Below are 22,781 nucleotides of genomic sequence, written 5' to 3' on the forward strand. Positions count from 1 at the left end.
AATAAATTTCATGAAAACGCCACTACTCATCGCAGCCTTATTTTTCAGCGGATTAGCACTCGCCCAGGAAAAAAAATCAGATTCGGTAAAAACCAAAAATATCGAAGGAGTTACTCTAACAAAACAGATTTTTAAAAAGCAGAGCGACCGCTTTGTATATGATGTAGCTGCTTCACCAGTTGCTAAAGGAAATACAACATTTGATCTTTTGAAGCAAACACCACTGCTATCAACTACAGATGATAAAACATTAAAAATAGCAGGAAAGAATAATGTACTGATCTATATCAACGGACGAAAAACCAATATGGACTCTGAGTCTCTAGTGCAGTTCCTTAAAAATACTCCTGCAGAAAATATCCAGAAAATTGAAGTCATTACAGTTCCCGGAAGTGAATACCAGGTGGAATCCTCTGATGGAATCATCAATATCGTTTTAAAGAAAAAAATGAGCGACGGATTGAATGGGAATATGAGAATGTCCAATAGCCAAAATAAATACAATGCAAGTTCGGCCAGTTTTTCTGCTAATTACAGAAAAGATAAATTAGGAATCAGTGCTAATCTCAACGGGGGAGAAAATATTCAACCTCAATCTTATATTCTGCGAAATGGTACAGATCAGCTAAAAAATGAATCGGTAGGAGATATTGATGATCCAAATAAAAATATTGGTGGCTATCTGAATATTGATTATCAACTGACCGAAAAAAGTAATCTGGCATTATCATGGAATTCCTGGGCTAACAGAAGTTACAACTCCACGATCGATTTATTTAATACCTTAACGCAGCCAAACTCGTTGGGTGTGGTAGAAACAACGCATACATGGACTAAAAACAGAGAAGATTCCAGAAACTACAATAACTCTGTGAATTTAAACTATGAGCTAAAACTGGACTCCCTTGGAAGTAAATTTAATGCAAATGCTGCATATCTTATTTACAAAAGGTTTCAGTTTTCAAAAAATAACACCATGATTCCGGATGAAAATGGTAACGGTTATTCCAGACCAGGAAAAACAATCACACAAAATACTCCGCAGGTCATTAAGAATTTTTCAGGTACAGTAGATTATATTCAGAAATTTAAGAACGACTTTACCCTCTCTTTAGGTGGAAATTTCAATAAAACCAAAACTGATAATGATACAAAGAACTTTACATATCAGTTTATAGATAAGGATGGTAATTATAACAATAATCCACAGCCAGCACCGGATTTCAACCATTTTATATATGATGAAAATATCTATGGAGTGTATCTCACTCTTGAAAAAAAGTTTTCAGATAAATTTTCAGGAAAGGTGGGTGCCCGATATGAAATTACAAACAGCCTGGGAACAGCGGATAGTCCTACCAATATAATTGAAAGCCAAAAACATCAGAGAATTGAGAGAAATTATAATAATTTCCTGCCGTACCTCAGCTTCAATTATGCTATCAATGATAAGAATAATATTTCCTATTCATTTTCAAGCAGAATGAGAAGACCAAGCTTCTGGGAATTAAACCCGATAAGAAATTACATTACAGAGTTTAACTACACACAAAACAATCCCTTTGTAAAAGCTTCATCAACATACAATCAGGAATTGACCTACATGTATAAAAACTCTTATTTCCTGATTTTAAACCACTCTTATTTTAAAGATCAGATCACACAGGTTCCATTACAAGGCTTTATAAAATCTGCGGATGGAAAAATAGGCACTCAAAATGTACTGCGTTACATCAGAACAAATTTTGGAGACAAGCAGGAAATGTCTGCCATGGTAGGAATTCAGAAAAATTTCTTTAAACAATACTTGACCCTGAATTTTAATGCCGGTGTTCAGCACAATATCAACAATGGTTCTTTGGCTGAAGATCCAACTACAGGAGACACTTTTGTTGATAAGGACGGAAAGCCATTGGTTTATACTAATACTGTAAAATCGACAAGCATTGTAATCACGAGTAATAACACCATTCGTCTAGATAAGAAAAAAACCTGGTTTTTAGGAGTTAATTATTTCTTTATTGACAAACAACAAATAGAGCTTGGAATGCTGAAAAACCTGATGAGTCTTGATTTAAGTATAAAGAAAAACTGGAACGACTGGACCTTTGCTCTTAATGTGAATGATGTTCTAAGAACCAATATCGTAGAAATAGAAGATTATCAGCCAAACGGAAATTACAATTACATCAGAAACGATCAGTACAGAAGAGGAATGACTTTAAGCATCACTTACAATTTCGGAAATCAAAAAATAAAAAAGGTAAGGGATATTGAAAGCGCCTCAGATGATATTAAAAACAGAACCCGATAAAAACATTCATTCTTCATATCAATTATTTTTGCCAAACTCACTGATTTCTCAGTGAGTTTTTTATCTTAGAGCATATGAAAAATCTGATATCCTTTTGTAGTTTATTATTAATCCTGTGTAGCATAAGTTGCAAAAAGAAGACAGTCAGTCTTGGTAATAAGATATGTTTTAAAAGTGAGGAAAATATTTCCTACGGTGAGAGTCCGGACCAAAAAATGGATTTATATTTCCCACCTCATTACAATTCAAAAACTGATGTCTTTTTAATTATACATGGTGGAGGCTGGCGTAGTGGAAATAAATCTCAATTAACATTCTTTACTCTATCCCTGATGCAAAAGTTCCCGAATTCCATTTTCGTTAATATGAACTACAGATTAGCTTCAGTTTCACAGTTTGGAATTCCGAATCAAACCAATGATATTGATAGTGTTTTATCCCATTTGGAAAAAACACTTAAATACAAACCACGTTTTATTCTTCTTGGAAATAGTGCAGGAGCTCATTTATCAATGATATATGCTTATAAATTTAATAAAAACAAGAGGATAAAAGCAGTTATTAACATTGTAGGCCCTACAGACCTGGCAGATGCAGGTTTTAAAGGGTATTTTGATTACTCATTTGTTGAAAAGCATCTGATTGATACAAAAGTGATCCCTTCTGGTATCTCAACAGTACAGTTTGCGAGCCCCGTTAGCTGGATTACAAGAACCTCAGCTCCTACTTTATCTTATTACGGAAAGAATGATCAGGTTATCCCCGTATCTCAAAAAAAAATTCTTGATTCTGTTTTAAATAAGAATAATATTTTTCACGAATCTTTTGAATTTAATGGCGGACACCTTGATTGGGATAAAGAATATAACAGTACTTTTCTTATTACAAAGATTGATCAATTTTTAAAGCAAGCTGATAAAAAATAAGCGCTTTGAAAAATCCAAAGCGCTTATTTTTTATTCTGATTTCATTACTTCTGTTCTTTCCGAGATTCCATTAGCGTTGAAAGCTTCTATCTGAAAATAATACGCATCCGTTCTGTCTGCTCCAGTAAAGAAATACTCATTCTTTCCATATACCATGATGCTTCCGTATAATTTATCCGGCGACTTACCCCAATATATTACATACCCATCGGCATCCTGGTTTTGCTGCCATTTCATCCAGATACTTCTTCTTTCTCCATATTTCTTTGCATCAGCACGCAAAGGAACAAAGTTCTGAACTTTTGGAGGTTTTTGTCCCGCTCCTTTTCCAAATACCCTGAAACCACTCAATGCAAATTTTCCGGTAGGCATTTTAAGGTTTTCCATTTTAAGGAATCTTGCTTTTGCCGGTTTTTCCAGCTCCACATAATCGTGAGGAACATCCTTTGTGTTTTTACTTTTATCCACAATAACAGTCCATTTTTTCCCATCATTGGATCCATAGATTTTGTATTGATGCATTTTCCCTAAAGTCTTCCCTAAGAATTCCACGTCCTGATCAGCATAATTGATCTGAATTGCATTGATCGTGGAAACTTCGCCAAGATCCGTCTGAAACCACTCACCAGAATTACCTGTTTTAGCACTCCAATAGGTCTTTATATCTTCATCAACAGCGTAGTTTGAATGATATCCTCCTAAGGTCGAAGAAACCTGGACAGGCTTATTATAATTTAACAGCATCCATCCTGCAAAAAGACCTTTGGAGAAATCTTTTCCCTGAGCATATTGTGGAAGATAAGTAGGGTAATCTCCATAGGATGTATTACAATACATTACATCATCTTTATCGAAACCTGCAGGCCAGATCCCCAGTCTTCTCTCAAAATTATTTTTTGTGGAAATAAAAATTGTTGAAACATGCCACCAGTTTTTATAATTGTCTTCGAAGGTTGCTCCATGTCCGGCACCTCTTGCAAAACCACCTGGTTTGTATGAAAAGGGATTATGCTGTTGATATTCGAAACCTTCTAAAGGGTTTTTACTCACATACACTCCATCAGAATATCCACTGAATTCAGTAGCGGGAGCTCCGTACTGCATATAATATTTGTTATTATGTTTCGTCATCCATGCACCCTCAACAAAAGGCTGTAAAAATACGTTATCATTATATTCTCCAAAACGTTCCCAGCCATGATCCTCCGGCTTTAGTCTCAATATAGGTTTTACAAACCCTTCAGATTGTAATGTCTTTACTTTTACTTCTGTTCCAAGCAAGGGCCATTCATTACTTGAACCCCAATACAGGTAGAGTTTATTTTTGTCTTCATCATAATGAAAGGCAGGATCCCAGGCTCCGACTTTTAAAGTATCTACAGCAATTTTCCAATCATCTTTCGTGGGATTTGTACTTTTCCATATCGGAAAGTCCTGCTCCCAGGTCGAGCCGAAAACATATAAAGTATCTTTCATGGCCCAAACTGCAGGTGCGTTTAGATCATGAATGTATTTCTTATCCCGTAAAAATTTTCTTTGTACAAATTTCCAGTCAAGCATATCATCACTATACCAATAACCTTCCTGGTTTGTGGAAAACAAAAAAAGTTTGTTTTTAAAGTTCACGATAACCGGATCAGCAGTCGCCCGGTGTTTTCCCTGTTGGGAAAAAGATTCAAAAGGCGTATATCCGTAGTCGATATTAATGGGATTACAAAATGTTTTTTGCTGGGCTTTCAGACTTCCTCCCAACAAAACAAGCATCATAAAAAAGTACTTCTGCATCTTCATAATTTTTATGTAAGATCCAAATTTACTTAACTTTTTTCGGTTTACTTATAAATTAAAAGTATCAATATCTTCAAGTCTACTCATTTTTAAATAAAATCTTCCGGCATAGAAATCAGGCCGGAAGATAATATGTAATATTTTTTTGGTTTATTTTATATTGTTTTTTTGGGTAAAAAAACTTCCGCCAGCATACAACGTGCACTTCCACCACCATTTACTTCTATTGTATTTAGATCTGAATAGATAATTTCACAATATTTTTCAATGGCTGATACTTGATCTGATGTTAAAGATTCATATGCAGTCTGGCTCATTACTAGAAATTTCTGACCCTCCTTATTCTGGACCTGAAGCATATTCCCCGCAAATTGCTGCATCTGTTCTTCTGAAATCTCAATAATTTCTTTTCCTGAATTTTTGATGGTTTCAATAACTTTACTTCTTTCAAGCTCGCTATCTATACAGTCCAGGCAAATGACAACAAATTTGTCAGCTACACACATCATAACATTGGTATGGTAGATAGGAAGTCTCTCTGAGCCTACGGTCTGAAAAGAATGAAAAACAATAGGCTCGAAACCATATTTTTCGCAAAAATCTCTGAATAATTTTTCATCCAATCTTAAAGAAACAGAACCATAAGCGATTTTATTGTCATGGTCAAAGATCATGCTTCCGGTTCCCTCTAAAAAGTGTCCCTGGATTTCAGGAAGTGACCAATCATCTACTTCCGTTATTTCAAAACCTTTACCTTTTATTGTTTCCAGGATATCTTCTCTTCTTTCAACTCTTCTGTTTGAAGCAAACATAGGGTATAAAACTACTTTACCATCATTATGGAAGCTTACCCAGTTATTCGGAAAAATAGAATCCGGAGTATGAGGGTCTGGGGTATCTTTAATTGTAATCACATTGATCCCTTTATTTCTTAACTTTTCAACAAAAACATTGAATTCGCTTAAAGCTTTAGCCTGAACATCCGAATCTTTCTGTTCAACTTGAAAGTAATTATTTTCTGCGGTCTCCGCATTATAACCGAAAGCAATCGGTTCAATCATTAATACTGTATCTGTAGTTTGCATTTATTTTTATGTTTGAGAATATTAGGGTTTGAGAGTATGAGAGTCTTAATCTGTTTAAAATTAGAAATTACCATCTTCATGATTAAAAGATGAAAATGAACACCATTTTTCAGATTGATTTATCATACTAACCAACATCCCAATTATTTGATTATACTGATTATTTAAATTATTGAATTGCTCTTCATTAATATATTTACACGCTAAGGAAAATTGTAACCAAGTCTGAGTCTCTCTTGCTTCACCTTCTGAGTCTGTAAGTTTTGCGATAAAAGACTTTTCATATTTCCTTTTTCCCCATGCCTCACTAATATTAGCTGAGACCGATCTGGACGACCTTCTGATTTGATCTGTAAGAGAATAAAGTTCTTCTTTCGGAAAAGATTTTGAAAGTTCATAAACCGCCATGGCCATTTCAAAAGACTTTTGAAAAACTCTTAAATCCTGATGAAACTTAACTATTGACATAATTTAAATTTTATTCATAAGAAAATGACACCCTCAAAACCTCCTACTCTCAAACTCTTTCACACTCTTACTTTATTATTCTCTCACTAATGGCATTGTAGAGCAGCGTAAAAGTCCGCCCATTTTGGAAATTTCACGGTATGGAATCTCTTCTACGGTCATTCCCCATTCATTTCTCAGATGGTTGTTCATTCTTGTAAATGTTTGATCTGAAACCACTATTTCAGGAGATATAGAAAAGATATTTGGAAACATTTCGAACATCTCTTCATCTGTCAAATGGAAACAATTTTCCTCCCCGAAAATATCAACAATCAAACGATAATCGCTTTCGTCCACAAAACCATTCTTATAGATAAGGCATTTATCCTTTCCAACAGGATTGAATGTACAATCTAAGTGAAGGATACCCTCGAAAGGAATTTTATCATTCTTTTTTAACTCGAGGTCTATGATCCTCTTTTTAGGAAAGTACTCTTTTAGGATCTCTATGGCGTATTCGTTGGTTCTTGCTGTTTTGTAATTTCTGTAATCTTCGCTAAAGCAAGTTCCTATGAACAGGAAATCATCCCAGACAATAACATCTCCACCTTCAATATGAGCCGTTTCCGGGAGATTAATAATTTTTCTCCAGGCCACTTTCTCAAAAACTTTTTTGTAAGCTTCCTGCTCATCTGCCCTGTCAGCAATTACATTGGAAATAATCATCTTATCATCAATTACAAAAGCAACATCTCTTGCAAAAACCTGATTGTAATCTTTGATAATGCTCGGACGCAAAACTTCCACATCGTATTTTTTCAGTACTGCTTCAAAAGCATTCATTTCATCAATAATATCCGATTCTTTAGGATATATGTTGTGTTCGATTGAGTAGTATGACTTGGCATCATAACTTTCCTCAAGGGTGGGAACCGGTCCCAGAGAATTAGGTTGGCCCAGAACAACTGATTTTAACCTCCCCGTTTCGTTTTTAATATTTAGTTTCATAAAGATTTATGCAATGTACAAATATAAGTAAAGGTCCCTAGCTGGAAAACTTTTGAATTAGTTTCTCGAAGAATTTATTCTTGGTTACAATAGAATAATGCTACTCATTCATTTCTGAGACCCGTTAAACTTTAAAAAAATCTATAAACAACTGTTTATCATCTACATTTGTTGAAAAATAATAGTAAATATTACAAATAAAACTCCTATATTAGTGATATAATTTTATGTAAAATTAAAACTAAATCATCAACATCAAAAAATCAAAATCATGAACAAGAACATTTCAGTGCTAAAAAATGCACAAAAATTAGGAAGAGATCAACAAAAATCAATTATTGGAGGAGCAGGCCCAACGAAGCCAAGATACTGCTGTGAATGGAATGATGACGGAAGCTGCAGAATCTGGACATGTGGTAATTGTGTATGTCCATAATTAAAAACAAAAACCTGCTATTTTAGCAGGTTTTATTTTATCTTGTTCTATTCTCCTCGTCAGTTTTCTGTATTTCCTTTCCCTGATATTTTGAGCTTCCGAAATTGTAACTTACCGCAACCAGAAATCTCCGGCTGTCCCACCAATGGGTAAATTGATTATCTATGATTTGCTTATGCCTGAATACCAGACGTTGATCATATGAGTCAAACATATTATTATAACTGATCTTTGTATTCAGCTTATTGTCAAACCATGTTTTTTGTATTGAAAGATCGACCGTATACCTGGGCTTAATGATATACAGGCTATTTCCCGTTTTAGATTCATAGTTTGTAAAAAGATTTACAGTGTAGCCCTTAGGTAGTGAAAATACCTGATTAAATCTCAGCTCATAATTGTAAATTGAAAAAGCAAACACCTCATTAAAATAAGGCCGGAATTCGTAATTATAATATCCTGTAATCTGCGTATTGATATTCCACCACTTTGTAATTTTTATAGGAAAGCTCATTTCCAGAATAGCAAAATTCCGATAAGGTAAGTTCGTCCCTAAATATTCTAAAACATTTGTTTTGGGATCATATCTCGGATATCGGACCATAACATCCGTTTCTTTTCCTATCGTTAAATCTGTCACCCAATTTTTATAACGATAAGTTGCCTTGATCTGACTGGTAAATGAAGGTTGCAAATAAGGATTTCCAATCCAATAGTTCAATGGGCTGAAGTAAAACCTAAAAGGATTGAGCTGTGAAAAAACCGGTCGTGTAATTTTCCTGCTGTATGAAACAGAAATCTCATTAGATTTGTTAAAGGCGTAATTTATTCCAAAGGATGGCAACCACTCAACATAATTTCTTGCTACCACAGAATCGGAACTGATTGCATCGGAAATACTTTTTGTGTTTTCAAATCTTATTCCCCCATTGATTTGAAGTTTGTTAAGTTTCCGGCTGAAAGCTACGTATCCTGCAAATACCTCTTCCTTGTATGAAAACATATTACTACGCGTAGGATCCGGAACAAACTGATTATTTAACGCCAATGTATCATACCTGATGTTGTTGCTGGTTTCTGTATTGCCATATTTTATTCCGGCTTCAAAATTAGTATTTTTCACTTTTTGACGAACATCAAGTTGAGCAGTATAAATTTTTATCCTATTTGATAAATCGGATTTCCAATATGATAATAACGCATAATCAGATCGCTTCTTATTAATAAAATCATCTTTTTGCTTGTTGTTAACCAGTAGATAATTTCCTAAGAAATTCACTTCAAAATTTTTGCTCCTCCATGAATAATCTGTCGATATTCCATAATTCTCCTGACTGTATTCTGTGGGATTATTGCTTTCAGTATTAAAAATTAACTGCGTTTCATCTTCATTGGTAGTATACAATGATCCTGTTCGTGCCCTGTTATTATTTCTGAAATTCCCTCTCAGTGTAAACCTTAGTCGATTCTTACTATTTAGCCGATAATCAATGCCAGTAAGAACAGAGGTTACCTTCCCCGCATCTTTTTGATAGGTTTCAGTTCTCATAACATTTGTGTTAGCAAGTCGTTGCATCGCATTGTAACGATAAGTTGAAACTCCCTCATTATAACCCATCTGCATTTGATATGCTATCTTTTCAGTGTTATAGGATAACGTCAAAGAGTTTTCTCGGTAATTGAACTTATTAACTGAAATATTTCCATTATAATTTCCTTTCCAGCCCAGATTCGCATTTCTTTTAAGTCTGATGTCAATGATACCTTTGAACTCAGCATCATACTTAGATGACGGATTGGTATTTATTTCAATAGATTCAACCATTTCAGGAGATAAGGACCGCAGATAAGCTCGAGTTTCCTGAATACTCATCACTACAGGCTTTCCATCAATGAAAATTGCAGGAGCTATTCTTCCACCGATAAATATCCCGTCTTCCTGATCCACCGTCACTCCGGGTGTTTTCCTCAGTACATCCAGCATGTGAGTTGCCGTTTTAAAATCCTTATTCCCGGCTATATTCATTACCGTATTTCCATCATTCAATTTTATATTACGGGATGGTGATTGTAAGACTATTTCTTCAATAGTTTTTCCGGATGGGATCATTTCAATGACAGAAATTTCCCTGAATGTATCCAACCGTTTTGTTTCATATCCTCTTTTTTCTACTATTACATAAAGTCCTTCCGGGAAACCTTTAAAACTAAAACGGCCTAGAGAATCTGTCGCTTTTTTCTCAATAAGTTGGGAAGTGAGTCCATTGAAAAATGAAAGATTAACGTACGAAAGGTTAGCCTTTGTCTCAGAATCCACAATTTTCCCTTGAATATTCTTTTGGGCTTTAGCAAAATATGACAGAAACAATACCATGATCAGCGTCCACAATCTTAGGTTCATAAATTTTATATTTTATGAAACCAAAAGTAGGATTCGGAAATACAAAGGAGGTTTTAAAGTTTAAATTCCGAAGTACGAAATTATAAATTTGAACTCTGAAGTTCGCTTACAGATGGCGTTTGCGAATGTCTGTATAAAAGAGGTGTAGTATTTTTTATTTTCTTGAATGTCGAAAAGAATGTCGATTTAGAATTAAATCCTACTTCGTATCCGATTTCTTCAATTTTTAGAAATGAACCGTTTTCAATGATCACACAGGCTTCGTGAATCCTGTACTCATTAATGTAAGTTGAAAAACTTTTTCCCAGATTATCATTAAGCAACTGAGAAAGCTGGTGAGAGGATATCCCCATTTTTATTGCCAGATCATTTAATTTCAAATTAGGATTTTTGTGCAGTTCTTCGACTTCCATTAATTTCTCGAGTTTTGAAACAAAGCTGTCTACCTGCTCGTTCGATATTTTCTTATTAGAATACCTACCAGGCTCCTTTATTTCGGTAGTATGGTACTTTTTATTAAACAAAATGAGAAAATTCGCATACAGAACAAATGAAAACACTAAACTCCCACCTGCACAATAGATCTGAACCCAGCCTGTAGAAATAAGCTGATATGTTAAGAATATAATCAGATTACTAATAAGAACCGGTAGTATGAATTTATCCGGCTTTTGTGATTGTTTTATAGTCCTGTTATAATACTCATACACCGACATGAATACAAATATTGTCCATACTGAATAAATAAAAGTACCGAAATAACTATCCCACGTTACCGGAAAAAAAAGGTATAAAAGACCTACAGTACCCAAAATTAATGTCAAGATACCAAATGACTTTCTGCAATTTTTAAGGATAAACTGTTCTTTTAAAAAAGATGATCGGATATAATAATATATCGCAGGTCCGGTAAAAAACAATGCAGACAATCCAAGATGAGGAATAATCCTGGGTAAGTCCGGATAAAAATAGATGCATACAGATATGCCGACTCTTATGCTTAAAGTTAATAAAATCAGGCCTAGAAAGAAATCAGGAAGGTACTTCAGCTTTTTAACAAACAAAAGGTAAATCCCAAGCAAAAGCCCGTTAAAAGCTCCTACAGCACTAAAGAAGAATAACAATTGTTGCCCGAAAGTCATTGTATATTAGTTTTTTACACCAAGTAAAAATAAGAAATTTCAACATCCGATTTTTAAAATCCCATCATTTTTTTATTATAATTCTTCCTCCTACACCCTACAAAGAATATGATAAGAAACAAAAAATCCCAAAGCTCACTTTGGGATTTTTTTATTGTTGAAGCAGATATTATCTGTTTACCATATCGATATAGTCTCTTTGCTGAGCTCCTTGATATACCTGTCTTGGTCTTCCGATAGGATCTCCTTTTAATCTCATTTCTTTCCACTGAGAAATCCATCCCGGAAGTCTTCCTAATGCAAACATTACAGTGAACATTTCTGTAGGAATTCCTAACGCTCTGTAAATAATTCCTGAATAGAAATCTACGTTTGGATATAATTTTCTTTCAATGAAGTATTCATCCTCAAGAGCTACTCTTTCTAATTGCATTGCAATATCTAGAGCTTTATCCTGGATTCCTAATGCACTAAGAATATCATCAGCAGCTTTCTTAATGATTTTAGCTCTTGGGTCGAAGTTTTTGTAAACTCTGTGTCCGAATCCCATCAAACGGAAGTTATCGTTCTTATCTTTTGCTTTTGCAACATATTTAGAAACATCTCCTCCATCTTTTTCAATTAATTCAAGCATTTCAATTACTGCCTGGTTAGCGCCACCGTGAAGAGGCCCCCAAAGTGCAGATACCCCAGCAGAGATAGAAGCAAAAAGACCTGTATGAGCAGAACCTACCATTCTTACAGTAGATGTAGAACAGTTTTGCTCGTGGTCAGCGTGAAGAATTAATAACTTATCCAATGCACCTACAACTACCGGATCGATTTCGAAATCAGCATTTGGTAATCTGAAAGCCATTTTATAGAAATTCTCAACATAGTTAAGATTGTTATCTCCATGGTTTAATGGTAAACCTTGAGTTTTTCTGTAAGTCCATGCACAAAGATGAGAGAATTTAGCAATCATCAATTCAGCAGCATGGTCCATTTCTTCTTTAGAATTTACGTTAACAGCTTTTGGATTAAAAGCGGTTAATGCAGAAGTCAGGGAAGATAATACTCCCATAGGGTGAGCAGAACGAGGAAAAACATCAATGATCTTTTTCATTTCGTCTGCGATGAAGTTATATTTTTTGATATTGTTTTCGAAAGAACTGTACTGATCCTGAGTAGGTAATTCACCGTGTAATAAAAGATACATTACTTCCGTAAAGTTAGATTTTTCAGCAATCTGTTCGATTGGATAACCTCTGTAGAATAATTCTCCTTTATCTCCGTCTAAGTAAGTAATATCACTAATGGTAGCTCCGGTGTTTTTATACCCTAAATCCAGGGTAATAAGACCCGTCTGGTCTCTTAGTTTTGAAATATCTATCCCTCTGTCTCCGATAGTACTATCCACGATAGGATATTCATATGAATTACCGTCGTAATTCAATATAACTTTGTTGTCTGACATTATTTATTATTTTTTTTAAATTTACTAAAATTCCATAAAAAAACAGCAAACAAATTATCGTTCGCCGTTATTTATATTTTCAATTATCTTTTAATTTTAAATGCTTCCAATCCTGGGAAAATAGCTGTTTCTCCAAGAGCTTCTTCTATTCTCAATAACTGGTTGTATTTAGCCATTCTGTCTGATCTTGAAGCTGATCCTGTTTTGATCTGCCCGCAGTTCATAGCTACTGCTAAATCAGCAATAGTAGAATCTTCTGTTTCTCCTGATCTGTGAGACATTACTGAAGTAAATTTGTTGTGCTGAGCCATTTGTACAGCAGCCATCGTTTCAGATAGAGAACCTATCTGGTTTACTTTTACAAGTATTGAATTGGCAATACCTTCTTTAACACCTCTTGCAAGTCTCTCAACATTGGTTACGAATAAGTCATCACCTACAAGCTGAACTCTGTCTCCGATTTTATCCGTTAACATTTTCCAACCTTCCCAGTCATTTTCCTGCATACCATCCTCGATAGAGATAATAGGGTATTTAGCTGCTAATTCAGCAAGATAAGAAACCTGCTCACTGCTTGTGAACTGAGCAGCGTCAGCCGTCTGGAATTTTCTGTAATCGTAAATTCCATCTTTATAGAATTCTGATGCAGCACAGTCCAGCGCAAGCATAATATCATCCCCAGGTTTGTAACCTGCTTTCTCAATAGCCTGAAGTAATGTATCCAAAGCATCTTCCGTTCCTGTAAACGTTGGAGCAAAACCTCCTTCGTCACCCACCGCTGTAGATAAACCTCTTGAATGAAGAATAGATTTTAAGCTGTGGAAAATTTCAGTCCCTTTTCTCAATGCATGGGAAAATGAATCTGCTTTTACAGGCATGATCATAAATTCCTGGAAAGCAATTGGCGCATCTGAGTGTGATCCTCCATTGATTACGTTCATCATAGGTACAGGAAGTGTATTTGCATTTACTCCTCCTACATATTTATATAATGGCATTCTTAACTCTGTTGCTGCTGCTTTTGCTGCTGCTAATGAAACTCCAAGAATAGCATTTGCTCCAAGATTTCCTTTATTCTTAGTCCCATCAAGGTCGATCATAATCTGATCTAAAAGGTTTTGGTCATAAACCGGAAGCCCTACTAATTCAGGAGCAATAACTTCTCTTACATTCTCAACGGCTTTAAGGACACCTTTCCCCAAATATTCTGAACCTCCGTCACGTAATTCAACGGCTTCATGCTCTCCCGTAGAAGCTCCTGAAGGTACCGCAGCACGCCCCATTGCACCATTCTCCGTGAATACATCAACTTCTATTGTAGGATTCCCTCTTGAATCCAAAATTTGTCTCGCTTCAATGTAAGAAATGTAACTCATAATTTTTCTGTTTATACTATCTGCAAAATGCTTCCAGTTGTTTATTATTAATTAATATACTTGAGTTACAAATTTAATGAAAAAAACAGTGGTATGAAAAAACTGGACTTTAATATTTGGTAATAAAAACATAAAATTCTCCAAAATTTTCAGGGTAATTTGGAGAATTTAAAAATGCATGACATAGCAACTGATTTTTGTTGGTTATTTCACGGTGTCAAATCATATTTTTTTCGTTCTTCAGGCGTTAATGTTCTTAAAGTTTTAGCTTTTTCTTCTTCAGCCTGGGCTTTTGCTTTATTGGCTTCCTCTTTTGCCGTTTCTGAAATTTTGCCCTGAAGTTCAGTGATATTATTAACAATATTATTAAAACTAGTCCAATAGAGCTCTCCTTTGCATTGCTCTTCAAAATTAATACAATGTTCTTCCAATCTGTATAATGCATCTCTAAGCATATTAACCGGAGCAGTCCTTTCACCAAGCCTGGAAAGGCTTTCTGTAATTTTAGTCATTTGTTCAGCAGAAACACTATCCCCCGACTTCAGCTTACCCATGAGCGTACTTGTTATATCTGTGGTTCTGGCAATGGCAGCATCTGGTTGCACCTCCGATAATATTTTGTTGATTTTTCCATCTGGTCTGATGCTTACTATGGCTCCTCTTCGCATGGCATCATAGGACATCTGATAGTTTGAGGTTGTACTTTTCAGTTCTTCCAATGTTGCCTTATGCAGGTTACTGCAAGAAGTGAACAAAAGAACTGTTCCCAATGTTAAAAATATATTTTTCATCACATTACATTATAAATTGAGTTATCAGTTGGGTCATATTTGGCTTTGCCTTTTCCAAGTACATGTGCTAATGCACTGAAAGTTTCGTAATCTAAATCCTCCATGATTTCTTCAGATCCTGCATCTTTAAACTTTAAGATGATCTTTCCGCTTCTGGATTTAATGTTCCAATCTAAGAGGTAGTTTGTGATAATTTTAGTCATGATTATAGTTTTTAGGTTATTTGTTAGGTGAAGGAGCTAAAAGTCCTGCCAGGGCACCAATCGCTCCTGATGAAATAGCAGTAAAAATGGTAATTAACTGCTCGTTTAAAGTAATTTCCTTGTGCAAGGATAATATAATCAATCCGGTTATGATACCAATAATTGCAAGCCCAAACATCAGGACGATAATTCTATATATCCAGGTATCGGTTTCTTTGGGGGTTTTTACTTCAATACTGTTGACAGCCTGAATAGGATTATCCCTAAATTCCTGCTGTAGTTTATTGTTGTTACTTAGTGTCTGTTTGAAATCTTCAAAACTGTTGTTAATTGTAGTTTTCATGATGGTGAATTTTACTCTATCAAATTTCTCACTAAAAGAGATTAAAGTCAATTACACAAAAGGGTGATTATGTAATTCGCATGATGGTTAGATCTCTATTTTAAAAATCAAAGCTGTTCCATATTCTTTGGAAACAATTTCTAATTCCCCATTTAATTCCTTCATCCTGCGTTTCATATTTCGAAGACCATTCCCTTCATTTTTTCCTTTAATCATCCCTATTCCATCATCCGAAATCTCCATACTAAATTCACGATCCCTTTGTGAAAACGAAATTGATATTTTATTTGCCTTGCTATGTTTATAGGCATTATTCAATGATTCTTTTAAGCACAAAAACATATTTCTTCTTATTTCAGCGGAAACCGGCATATTCTGAATGATACCCCCATCTGTTACAATAAAATTGATGGATGTTTTTTTCAGGAAGCTTTCAGTATACATTTTTGAGTAACTTGTAAAGCTTCCAATCGTATCGTTTCCTGAATTCAAATTCCAAAGCATTTCTCTCATGGAAATATTCATTTCCTCAGATGTTTTCAATAGCTCATCAATATCATTTGTTAGATCACTATTCTCTGCTTTTTGTTTTAAAAATTCTGCCTGAAGCTTAAGAGCTGAAATTCCCGCTCCCAGATCATCGTGCATATCATGTGAGATCCGTTCCCGCTCCAGCTCAATCAGTTTTTGTTTTTCGAGCTCTTTTTGTAACAGTTGATTTTGGTATTCTGCTTCTTTAAGTTGTTTTTCTTTTACAAACAAAAGCTGCTTCCTATTGTACATTAATACTACAAAGATGATAAATACCACAAAGAACAGCATAACAACTGTAATGATTGCATAGGTTAATTTCAGTTCATTAAGAGAAGTCATTATGTTTTTTTGTGTATTTGGATAAAGAAATAAAAAAAAGGGAATAAAAAATGATATTAACAATGAAAAAAAATGACTGTGACGCAATTAATACTTTATCATCAATTTTATCAAAAACATACCGCGGTATAATTCTTAAAACAAAAAATACTCCCCAAAATAATAATCCACACGAAATCCAGAACTTTGGATCCTGCATGATGCTCCTGGTATTTGGACGCTTTAATTTTCCATAGAACCAAATCAGACTGTAGAGTATGTATACTAACGAAAAAGCTATACCTATTGTCTGATTGACTTCTTTATAATTTTTTAAAATGAAACCAAGATAGATAATGAGAAAAAGAAAGAAAATTACATTATTGATTTTAACCAGGACGACATCCTGTCCCCGATTAAAATAAATGAGGAAAAATAATGTACAAAATAGAATATAAGCATTGTATAAGAAACCAAAGTTCGCGGTGGTCTTAAAATATATCTGGACAATGTACATTAAAAATTCAAGAATAAAAGTCAATCCGAGGTAGAGACACAAAAATTCCTGTTGCTTCTTTCCATTCCTTATACATAGGATCAACGAAAAAGAAGCAACAAGAAAAAGAATAATCAAATATGCTAATTGGAAATCAGAGTACATTACGGTTGCATATTACCTATATCATAGAATCCTTGATCTTCCTTTTGAAATGCTAATGATAATCTGCTTTGTTTTTTATTATCATTTAAAACTCTTGATACTGCAACATTTTGACTGTTAATATCACAATTTTTATGTATTGCAATTAACCTCACATTCACCTCTTTAAAGTTTCCGGACAAATCATTTCTAAAGGTTTCAAACATAACATTAGAAAAAGATATATATTCTGTAATTGCATTGTAAGTAGAGTTTTCTCTAATAGCCTTTCCTACTCCTCCCAAAAACTCTTTTCTCATTTCAGCATAAATTTCCTTTGGCAGTTCTATTGCTTTAGCCATTCCGGCACTATCTACTAAATAAGCATCATAAGTGATGAAATCAAAAACATTCAGATCTTCATGATCACACACAACAATTATATAGTATAAATTATGCTTATGACTTCCCGGTTGAATAGTAGGGAATCTCATCAAAGAGGTTTTATCCACAAAAATAAAGTGTATATATTTATATTTTATGGGAAGGTTTTTGAAAGATCCGGTTTCAATTTTAAAGTCTTCAAGAGTTTCCTTCAGTATTCTATTTGCTCCCTCGTTCATACATCCGGTTTGTTCTGCTGAAAGTTTCAAGTTCACAAGTGGACTCAGTGTAGAATAATCATTGATTACCTCGCAATCTAATTGTAAAATATCCCTTATTAAGTCCAATTTTTTTTCAGCACAATCTGTGCTTTCATTCTCTAAGTTTCTCATGGTTTTTTAGTTTTTAAAGTGGTTAAATTTATTGATAGCTTCTACTTTATTGCTTACATGCAATTTTCGATAGATATTTCCAACATGCTTTTTTACCGTATCCATGCTTATGCATTTTTGATCTGCAATTTCTTTATACAACAAGCCTTGTGAAAGTAGTTCAAGAATTTCTTTTTCCCGATGCGTCAATTCATCAAATTCTTTTACATCTGTTGTCTTTTTTTCAAAATGATTTAGCACCCTTCGTGCTATAGAAAAGCTCATCGGTGCACCTCCATTGTATACATCACGAATAGAGGCGAGAATTTTGTCCATGCTTTCTCCTTTGATGAGATATCCCATTGCTCCTGCTTTTAGAGAATTAAAGATCTTTTCATCATCTTCGAAGCTTGTACACATGATAAACTGGGTATCGGGCATATCTTTCCGTACTTTTTCAATGATTTCAATTCCAAGCATATCCTTAAGCTGGATATCCATCATCACAACGTCCGGAGAAATAAGAGGTAAATTATGCAGTGCATCGTTGCCGTCAAAGAACTGGGCAATGACTTTCATATCAGCCTGATAATTGATGACCTTCTTCAACGCATTGTTGTAGTTTTTTTCATCTTCTACTATGACTATTGAAATGCTCATGTCCTTTACTTATTTGAGACAAATATCTACAGAAAACAAAGCAGAATCAATTACACTTTTGTGTAATCTTTAAATTTGAGTTGGTTTATTTAGTTTTTCTTCTTTTAAAGTTAATCAATTTCTTTCAGTTAACGACTGATATCATATCACTTAATTTAAAATAATATTTTTTTGATTATTTAATCAATTCATCTAGAATTGGTGTACTTACACTGTTAATTTCTGATATGTTTTTATCATTAATCTGCTCAAAAACCTGAATAGTGTTTTCTCCTTTTTTCAACCATACACCAGGAACATACAATGTAAGCTGGGGACCTACCTTGCTCCAGTATCTCCCTACATTTTTTCCATTCACAAACACAATTCCTTTTCCGAAATTTCTCATATCAAGAAAAGTATCTCCTTTTTCTTTGAGTTGAAATTTTGCTTCTTTTATTACAGGGCTCCTTTCAGGAATATCTTTCGACTTATTTTTTAGTTCAGGTATCTTATCAAAAGGAAGCGAATACATTTTCCATAGACCTTTAACAGGATCTCCATTGATTTCAACAGGACTTATAATTCCCTTAAGGTTATGTACAATTTCAGCTCCGTAATTGATCCGTCCCATATTTTCAACAAGGATATCCAAAGTCTCCCCGGCTTTGATTGAGATATCAAGATCATATTTTTTATAGTATCTGTTCAATTCACCTTTCCAAACCTTATCAATATAAATATTTGCATAATCTCTCAACCCTTTTATTTCAAGTTTCCCTTTATGATCTTTATCAAATTTTATCCGGTAAAGAACGTAGCCGTTACCTTGATTCAGTTCTTCAAATGTATAGGGTCTTTCTGCTGATACAAATTTCTGTCCCTCTATTAAATCAAAAATAGAAAGAGTTTTAGAAAATTTTGCATGTGAGAATGTAATAACCTTTTCCCGGGCAGGCACTTCAGGAAGCTTTTTTGGATTCAGTTTTTGAAATATAGTACGTAGTGCTGTATATTTTGGAGTTTCCCATCCTGCTTCGCTTATCGGAGCGTCATAATCATAGCTTGTAATATCCGGTTGAATGTCGTGGTTCTTATCATAATTAGCACCACTCGTAAATCCGAAATTGGTTCCTCCATGAATCATATAATAATTAAATGACACCCCATTCTTGATGTATAACTCAGTTTGCTTTACTACATCTTCTACAGGAACTTTCACAAAAGGTTCGGCCCAGTGGTCAAGCCATCCCGGATAATATTCAGCTACCATATACGGTCCTTTATTTCCGTTATATGCATTCACTTTCTCTTTAAGGGTCTCAATATTATCTTCCCCGTTGGCCGTCGGTAATGCACCTTCTATCGCTCCGCCCTCAAAAAGGGAGCTTCCGTCCGAGGTAAAGAATGGGACAGAAATGCCCGATTTAACCAACATATTTTTAATTTCATGGCTGTATCTTCGGTGCTGCTCCAATGGTATGTCTTTTCTTTGGGCAACATAGGAGCCAAACTCATTTTCTGCCTGAACCATTATAACAGGTCCGCCATTATTGATCTGCAAAGGAATGATCTGCTTTGCCAGCTGATTAATATATTTTTCGCACTCTTTCAAAAAGGGCTGGTTATAGGTCCTTATTTCTAAATTTTTATCCTTTTGCAACCACCATGGATATCCTCCAAATTCCCATTCTGCACACACGTAAGGTCCAGGACGTATAATCACATACAATCCAACTTCCTGTGCTGTTTTTATAAATTTTTTCAGATCCTTTTCTCCGGAGAAATTCCACTTTCCAGGAGCTTCTTCATGATAATTCCAAAATACATAGGTAGTAACCGTGTTTAGCCCCATTGCTTTCATCATCTGAAGACGGTGTTTCCAGTACTCTGATGGCACTCTAGGATAATGAAGTTCACCCGAATGGATAATAAACTCTTTTTCATTCAATAAAAAATGACTGTCTTTAATTTCAAATTGATCTCTTTTTATTTGAGAAAACACTGAATTAAAGGACATAATCAGAATGATCAGAAGAAAATATTTATAGTGAGATTTCATAGGGCAAGGCATGATTTTTGTAAAAATAAAGAATAAAATTAAAGACTTCATATTAAACTTTATCAATCATGAAAAAAACGATCATTTTACTCAACACTATATTTCTTTTAGCAGTAATAGGCTGTAAAAAATCAACCGATGGCAATAAAAACATCATTAAAACTGATAGTTCAGTATCAGCAGTATCTGATCAAAATGGAAAGATAGATTCAGCTTCGGCAAGTTCATCCATTATAGACGTAAACGGTAAAAGAATTGAAAAAACAGATTTTGTATATAAGGCAACCGATGGATCCTTGGTAAAAGTAGTTTTCAAAAATGATCCAAAAGAGAGTACTGTCGCAATAACCAGTAACAAAAAGACGTTTACCCTTCCTAAAGAAGAAACTAAAGATGGGGAAACAGTCTATAAAAAAGATGACATGACTGCAAGGGTAAAAGGAGATAGCCTGCACCTTGAGCAAGGAAACAATGTGATCGAATTAGTAAGAACCAAAATATAAAAATAAAAAAACCGTTCAGAGTACTGAACGGTTTTTATTTATATCTGAATGAATATTATTCTTCAGTCTTTTCCTCTGTAGAATCAGCTGCTTCAGCCTTAGGCTCTTCAACTTTTTCTTCTACTACAGGAGCATCAGCAACTACAGTTTCTGCTTTTTTAGCAGTTGTAGATCTTCTGCTTCTTCTTGTAGCTTTTTTCTCTTCAGCATTAGGATTGTAAAGCTCATTGAAGTCTACTAACTCGATAAGAGCCATATCAGCAGCATCACCTTGTCTGAAACCAGTCTTGATGATTCTTGTATAACCGCCATTTCTTTCAGCGATTTTAGGTGCTACAGTTCTGAACAATTCAGTAACAGCTTCTTTATTTTGAAGATATGAAAATACAGTTCTTCTATTATGTGTAGTATCTTCTTTTGCTTTTGTTAATAGGGGCTCAACATATACTCTTAAAGCTTTAGCTTTAGCAACAGTAGTGTTGATTCTTTTATGCTCAATTAGAGAACAAGCCATATTAGAAAGTAACGCACTTCTGTGAGAAGCTGTCCTTCCTAAGTGATTGAATTTTTTACCGTGTCTCATTATTAATTATTTATCAGCGTCTAACTTATATTTTGCAACGTCGAAACCGAAGTTAAGACCTTTTGAATGCACTAATTCTTCTAGTTCTGTCAAAGATTTTTTACCAAAATTTCTGAATTTCATCAAATCAGACTTACTGTAAGAAACTAATTCTCCTAACGTTTCAACTTCTGCAGCCTTCAAACAGTTCAGAGCTCTTACTGAAAGATCCATATCTGCTAGTTTAGATTTAAGAAGTTGTCTTGTGTGAAGAGTTTCTTCGTCATATTGGATAGATGCTTTTACAGCTTCTGTTTCAAGCGTGATTCTCTCATCAGAGAACAACATGAAGTGATAAATTAATATCTTAGAAGCTTCTGTCAAAGCATTTTGAGGACTGATGGAACCATCAGTTTCTATATCTAATACAAGTTTTTCGTAGTCTGTTTTTTGCTCTACACGATAATTTTCAATACTGTACTGCACTTTCTTAATTGGAGTGAAAATAGAGTCGATAGCAATAGTACCTACAGGTGCATTGTTTGACTTATTTTGTTCAGAAGGAACATACCCTCTACCCTTTTCTATATTGAAAGTAATTTCGAAAGTTACATCACTGTTCAGGTTGCAAATCACCAACTCAGGATTCAAGATCTCAAATCCGTTGATTGATTTACCTAAATCTCCAGCAGTAATAATCGTTTGACCAGAAACCTTAGCAACAACCTGCTCGTTGGACTGGTTTTCCGCTATAGATTTTAATCTTACCTGCTTAAGGTTAAGAATAATTTCGGTAACATCTTCGATTACTCCTGGAATAGTTGAAAATTCGTGCTCTACACCTTCTATTTTGATAGATGAAATAGCATATCCTTCCAGAGAAGAAAGCAACACTCTTCTCAAAGCATTACCTATTGTAAGCCCGAAACCTGGTTCTAAAGGTCTGAATTCAAATTGACCTTTAAATTCATCAGAGTTAAGTAAAATTACTTTATCGGGTTTTATGAATTGTAAAATTGCCATATTATTGGGTTGAGCAAAAATTTGAT

General features: G+C 34.5%; 21 protein-coding genes. 4 read left to right on the forward strand and 17 right to left on the reverse strand.

What is annotated here, in order from left to right; all coding sequences use genetic code 11:
* Positions 1-10: 10 nt before the first annotated feature.
* The gene (locus G9C87_RS20020; RefSeq protein ID WP_172284462.1) at positions 11-2,314 is read left to right on the forward strand and encodes a TonB-dependent receptor domain-containing protein; all 2,304 of its coding nucleotides are present in this window, start codon (positions 11-13) and stop codon (positions 2,312-2,314) included.
* 215 nt (positions 2,315-2,529) lie between these two features.
* The gene (locus G9C87_RS20025; protein ID WP_228457062.1) at positions 2,530-3,240 is read left to right on the forward strand and encodes an alpha/beta hydrolase; all 711 of its coding nucleotides are present in this window, start codon (positions 2,530-2,532) and stop codon (positions 3,238-3,240) included.
* 30 nt (positions 3,241-3,270) lie between these two features.
* On the opposite strand, the gene G9C87_RS20030 is transcribed toward G9C87_RS20025, so the two are convergent.
* The 4 genes from G9C87_RS20030 to G9C87_RS20045 all read right to left on the reverse strand — a co-directional run bounded on the left by G9C87_RS20030 (position 3,271) and on the right by G9C87_RS20045 (position 7,571).
* Positions 3,271-5,025, reverse strand: coding sequence for a discoidin domain-containing protein (locus G9C87_RS20030; protein ID WP_172284466.1), 1,755 nt, complete (start codon positions 5,023-5,025; stop codon positions 3,271-3,273).
* Between the two features lie 158 nt (positions 5,026-5,183).
* Complete coding sequence (gene ctlX, locus G9C87_RS20035) at positions 5,184-6,113, reverse strand: citrulline utilization hydrolase CtlX (protein WP_172284468.1); 930 nt, start codon at positions 6,111-6,113, stop codon at positions 5,184-5,186.
* 60 nt (positions 6,114-6,173) lie between these two features.
* Positions 6,174-6,581 carry a four helix bundle protein gene (locus tag G9C87_RS20040; RefSeq protein WP_172284470.1) on the reverse strand — a complete coding sequence of 136 codons (408 nt, stop codon included), beginning with the start codon at positions 6,579-6,581 and terminating at the stop codon, positions 6,174-6,176.
* 75 nt (positions 6,582-6,656) lie between these two features.
* Positions 6,657-7,571 (reverse strand): dimethylarginine dimethylaminohydrolase family protein, encoded by a 915-nt coding sequence (locus tag G9C87_RS20045; RefSeq protein ID WP_172284472.1) that lies wholly within the window; start codon positions 7,569-7,571, stop codon positions 6,657-6,659.
* A 271-nt stretch (positions 7,572-7,842) separates the two neighbouring features.
* On the opposite strand from G9C87_RS20045, the gene G9C87_RS20050 reads away from it, so the two are divergent.
* Positions 7,843-8,007 (forward strand): hypothetical protein, encoded by a 165-nt coding sequence (locus tag G9C87_RS20050; RefSeq protein ID WP_172284474.1) that lies wholly within the window; start codon positions 7,843-7,845, stop codon positions 8,005-8,007.
* A 37-nt stretch (positions 8,008-8,044) separates the two neighbouring features.
* Here G9C87_RS20050 and G9C87_RS20055 read toward each other — a convergent pair whose 3' ends face one another.
* The 11 genes from G9C87_RS20055 to G9C87_RS20105 all read right to left on the reverse strand — a co-directional run bounded on the left by G9C87_RS20055 (position 8,045) and on the right by G9C87_RS20105 (position 20,667).
* A complete protein-coding gene (locus G9C87_RS20055) occupies positions 8,045-10,408 on the reverse strand; it encodes a TonB-dependent receptor domain-containing protein (protein WP_228457063.1) in 2,364 nt (787 codons plus the stop codon).
* Positions 10,409-10,488: 80 nt separating this feature from the next.
* Entirely contained in the window at positions 10,489-11,550 is a 1,062-nt protein-coding gene (locus G9C87_RS20060; RefSeq protein ID WP_172284476.1) for a helix-turn-helix domain-containing protein, read from the reverse strand.
* 169 nt (positions 11,551-11,719) lie between these two features.
* A complete protein-coding gene (locus G9C87_RS20065; RefSeq protein WP_172284486.1) occupies positions 11,720-13,006 on the reverse strand; it encodes a citrate synthase in 1,287 nt (428 codons plus the stop codon).
* Between the two features lie 83 nt (positions 13,007-13,089).
* A complete protein-coding gene (eno, locus tag G9C87_RS20070; RefSeq protein ID WP_172284488.1) occupies positions 13,090-14,382 on the reverse strand; it encodes a phosphopyruvate hydratase in 1,293 nt (430 codons plus the stop codon).
* Positions 14,383-14,591: 209 nt separating this feature from the next.
* Positions 14,592-15,173, reverse strand: a complete 582-nt coding sequence (locus tag G9C87_RS20075) for a hypothetical protein (RefSeq protein ID WP_172284490.1) — start codon at positions 15,171-15,173, stop codon at positions 14,592-14,594.
* On the reverse strand, positions 15,173-15,376 hold the full coding sequence (locus tag G9C87_RS20080; RefSeq protein ID WP_172284491.1) for a hypothetical protein: 204 nt from the start codon (positions 15,374-15,376) through the stop codon (positions 15,173-15,175). Before G9C87_RS20080 ends, G9C87_RS20075 begins: the two co-directional genes overlap by 1 nt.
* A gap of 16 nt (positions 15,377-15,392) precedes the next feature.
* On the reverse strand, positions 15,393-15,719 hold the full coding sequence (locus tag G9C87_RS20085; protein WP_172284493.1) for a hypothetical protein: 327 nt from the start codon (positions 15,717-15,719) through the stop codon (positions 15,393-15,395).
* Between the two features lie 87 nt (positions 15,720-15,806).
* Entirely contained in the window at positions 15,807-16,592 is a 786-nt protein-coding gene (locus G9C87_RS20090) for a sensor histidine kinase (protein WP_172284495.1), read from the reverse strand.
* Positions 16,593-17,231: 639 nt separating this feature from the next.
* Complete coding sequence (locus tag G9C87_RS20095; protein ID WP_172284497.1) at positions 17,232-17,987, reverse strand: hypothetical protein; 756 nt, start codon at positions 17,985-17,987, stop codon at positions 17,232-17,234.
* A gap of 6 nt (positions 17,988-17,993) precedes the next feature.
* Positions 17,994-18,626: a response regulator gene (locus tag G9C87_RS20100; protein WP_172284499.1), complete on the reverse strand. Its 633-nt coding sequence runs from the start codon at positions 18,624-18,626 to the stop codon at positions 17,994-17,996.
* Between the two features lie 175 nt (positions 18,627-18,801).
* On the reverse strand, positions 18,802-20,667 hold the full coding sequence (locus G9C87_RS20105; RefSeq protein ID WP_172284501.1) for a glycoside hydrolase family 35 protein: 1,866 nt from the start codon (positions 20,665-20,667) through the stop codon (positions 18,802-18,804).
* A gap of 68 nt (positions 20,668-20,735) precedes the next feature.
* On the opposite strand from G9C87_RS20105, the gene G9C87_RS20110 reads away from it, so the two are divergent.
* Positions 20,736-21,170 (forward strand): hypothetical protein, encoded by a 435-nt coding sequence (locus tag G9C87_RS20110; RefSeq protein WP_172284503.1) that lies wholly within the window; start codon positions 20,736-20,738, stop codon positions 21,168-21,170.
* Positions 21,171-21,225: 55 nt separating this feature from the next.
* Here G9C87_RS20110 and rplQ read toward each other — a convergent pair whose 3' ends face one another.
* Positions 21,226-21,753 carry a 50S ribosomal protein L17 gene (rplQ, locus tag G9C87_RS20115; RefSeq protein WP_172284505.1) on the reverse strand — a complete coding sequence of 176 codons (528 nt, stop codon included), beginning with the start codon at positions 21,751-21,753 and terminating at the stop codon, positions 21,226-21,228.
* 6 nt (positions 21,754-21,759) lie between these two features.
* Complete coding sequence (locus tag G9C87_RS20120) at positions 21,760-22,755, reverse strand: DNA-directed RNA polymerase subunit alpha (protein ID WP_172284507.1); 996 nt, start codon at positions 22,753-22,755, stop codon at positions 21,760-21,762.
* Between the last annotated feature and the right edge of the window lie 26 nt (positions 22,756-22,781).

It is taken from the genome of Chryseobacterium sp. LAM-KRS1, from assembly GCF_013184525.1.
GTDB lineage: Bacteria > Bacteroidota > Bacteroidia > Flavobacteriales > Weeksellaceae > Chryseobacterium > Chryseobacterium proteolyticum.

Coding starts and splice junctions, on each gene's coding strand:
- G9C87_RS20025 (WP_228457062.1), top strand. CDS start 2,530: ATGGATTTATATTTCCCACCTCATTACAATTCAAAAACTGATGTCTTT.
- eno (WP_172284488.1), bottom strand. CDS start 14,382: ATGAGTTACATTTCTTACATTGAAGCGAGACAAATTTTGGATTCAAGA.
- G9C87_RS20020 (WP_172284462.1), top strand. CDS start 11: ATGAAAACGCCACTACTCATCGCAGCCTTATTTTTCAGCGGATTAGCA.
- G9C87_RS20100 (WP_172284499.1), bottom strand. CDS start 18,626: ATGAGCATTTCAATAGTCATAGTAGAAGATGAAAAAAACTACAACAAT.
- G9C87_RS20120 (WP_172284507.1), bottom strand. CDS start 22,755: ATGGCAATTTTACAATTCATAAAACCCGATAAAGTAATTTTACTTAAC.
- G9C87_RS20055 (WP_228457063.1), bottom strand. CDS start 10,408: ATGAACCTAAGATTGTGGACGCTGATCATGGTATTGTTTCTGTCATAT.
- G9C87_RS20110 (WP_172284503.1), top strand. CDS start 20,736: ATGAAAAAAACGATCATTTTACTCAACACTATATTTCTTTTAGCAGTA.
- G9C87_RS20040 (WP_172284470.1), bottom strand. CDS start 6,581: ATGTCAATAGTTAAGTTTCATCAGGATTTAAGAGTTTTTCAAAAGTCT.
- G9C87_RS20080 (WP_172284491.1), bottom strand. CDS start 15,376: ATGACTAAAATTATCACAAACTACCTCTTAGATTGGAACATTAAATCC.
- G9C87_RS20095 (WP_172284497.1), bottom strand. CDS start 17,987: ATGAGAAACTTAGAGAATGAAAGCACAGATTGTGCTGAAAAAAAATTG.
- G9C87_RS20030 (WP_172284466.1), bottom strand. CDS start 5,025: ATGCAGAAGTACTTTTTTATGATGCTTGTTTTGTTGGGAGGAAGTCTG.
- G9C87_RS20075 (WP_172284490.1), bottom strand. CDS start 15,173: ATGAAAAATATATTTTTAACATTGGGAACAGTTCTTTTGTTCACTTCT.
- G9C87_RS20105 (WP_172284501.1), bottom strand. CDS start 20,667: ATGAAATCTCACTATAAATATTTTCTTCTGATCATTCTGATTATGTCC.
- G9C87_RS20065 (WP_172284486.1), bottom strand. CDS start 13,006: ATGTCAGACAACAAAGTTATATTGAATTACGACGGTAATTCATATGAA.
- G9C87_RS20090 (WP_172284495.1), bottom strand. CDS start 16,592: ATGACTTCTCTTAATGAACTGAAATTAACCTATGCAATCATTACAGTT.
- ctlX (WP_172284468.1), bottom strand. CDS start 6,113: ATGCAAACTACAGATACAGTATTAATGATTGAACCGATTGCTTTCGGT.
- G9C87_RS20045 (WP_172284472.1), bottom strand. CDS start 7,571: ATGAAACTAAATATTAAAAACGAAACGGGGAGGTTAAAATCAGTTGTT.
- G9C87_RS20050 (WP_172284474.1), top strand. CDS start 7,843: ATGAACAAGAACATTTCAGTGCTAAAAAATGCACAAAAATTAGGAAGA.
- rplQ (WP_172284505.1), bottom strand. CDS start 21,753: ATGAGACACGGTAAAAAATTCAATCACTTAGGAAGGACAGCTTCTCAC.
- G9C87_RS20060 (WP_172284476.1), bottom strand. CDS start 11,550: ATGACTTTCGGGCAACAATTGTTATTCTTCTTTAGTGCTGTAGGAGCT.
- G9C87_RS20085 (WP_172284493.1), bottom strand. CDS start 15,719: ATGAAAACTACAATTAACAACAGTTTTGAAGATTTCAAACAGACACTA.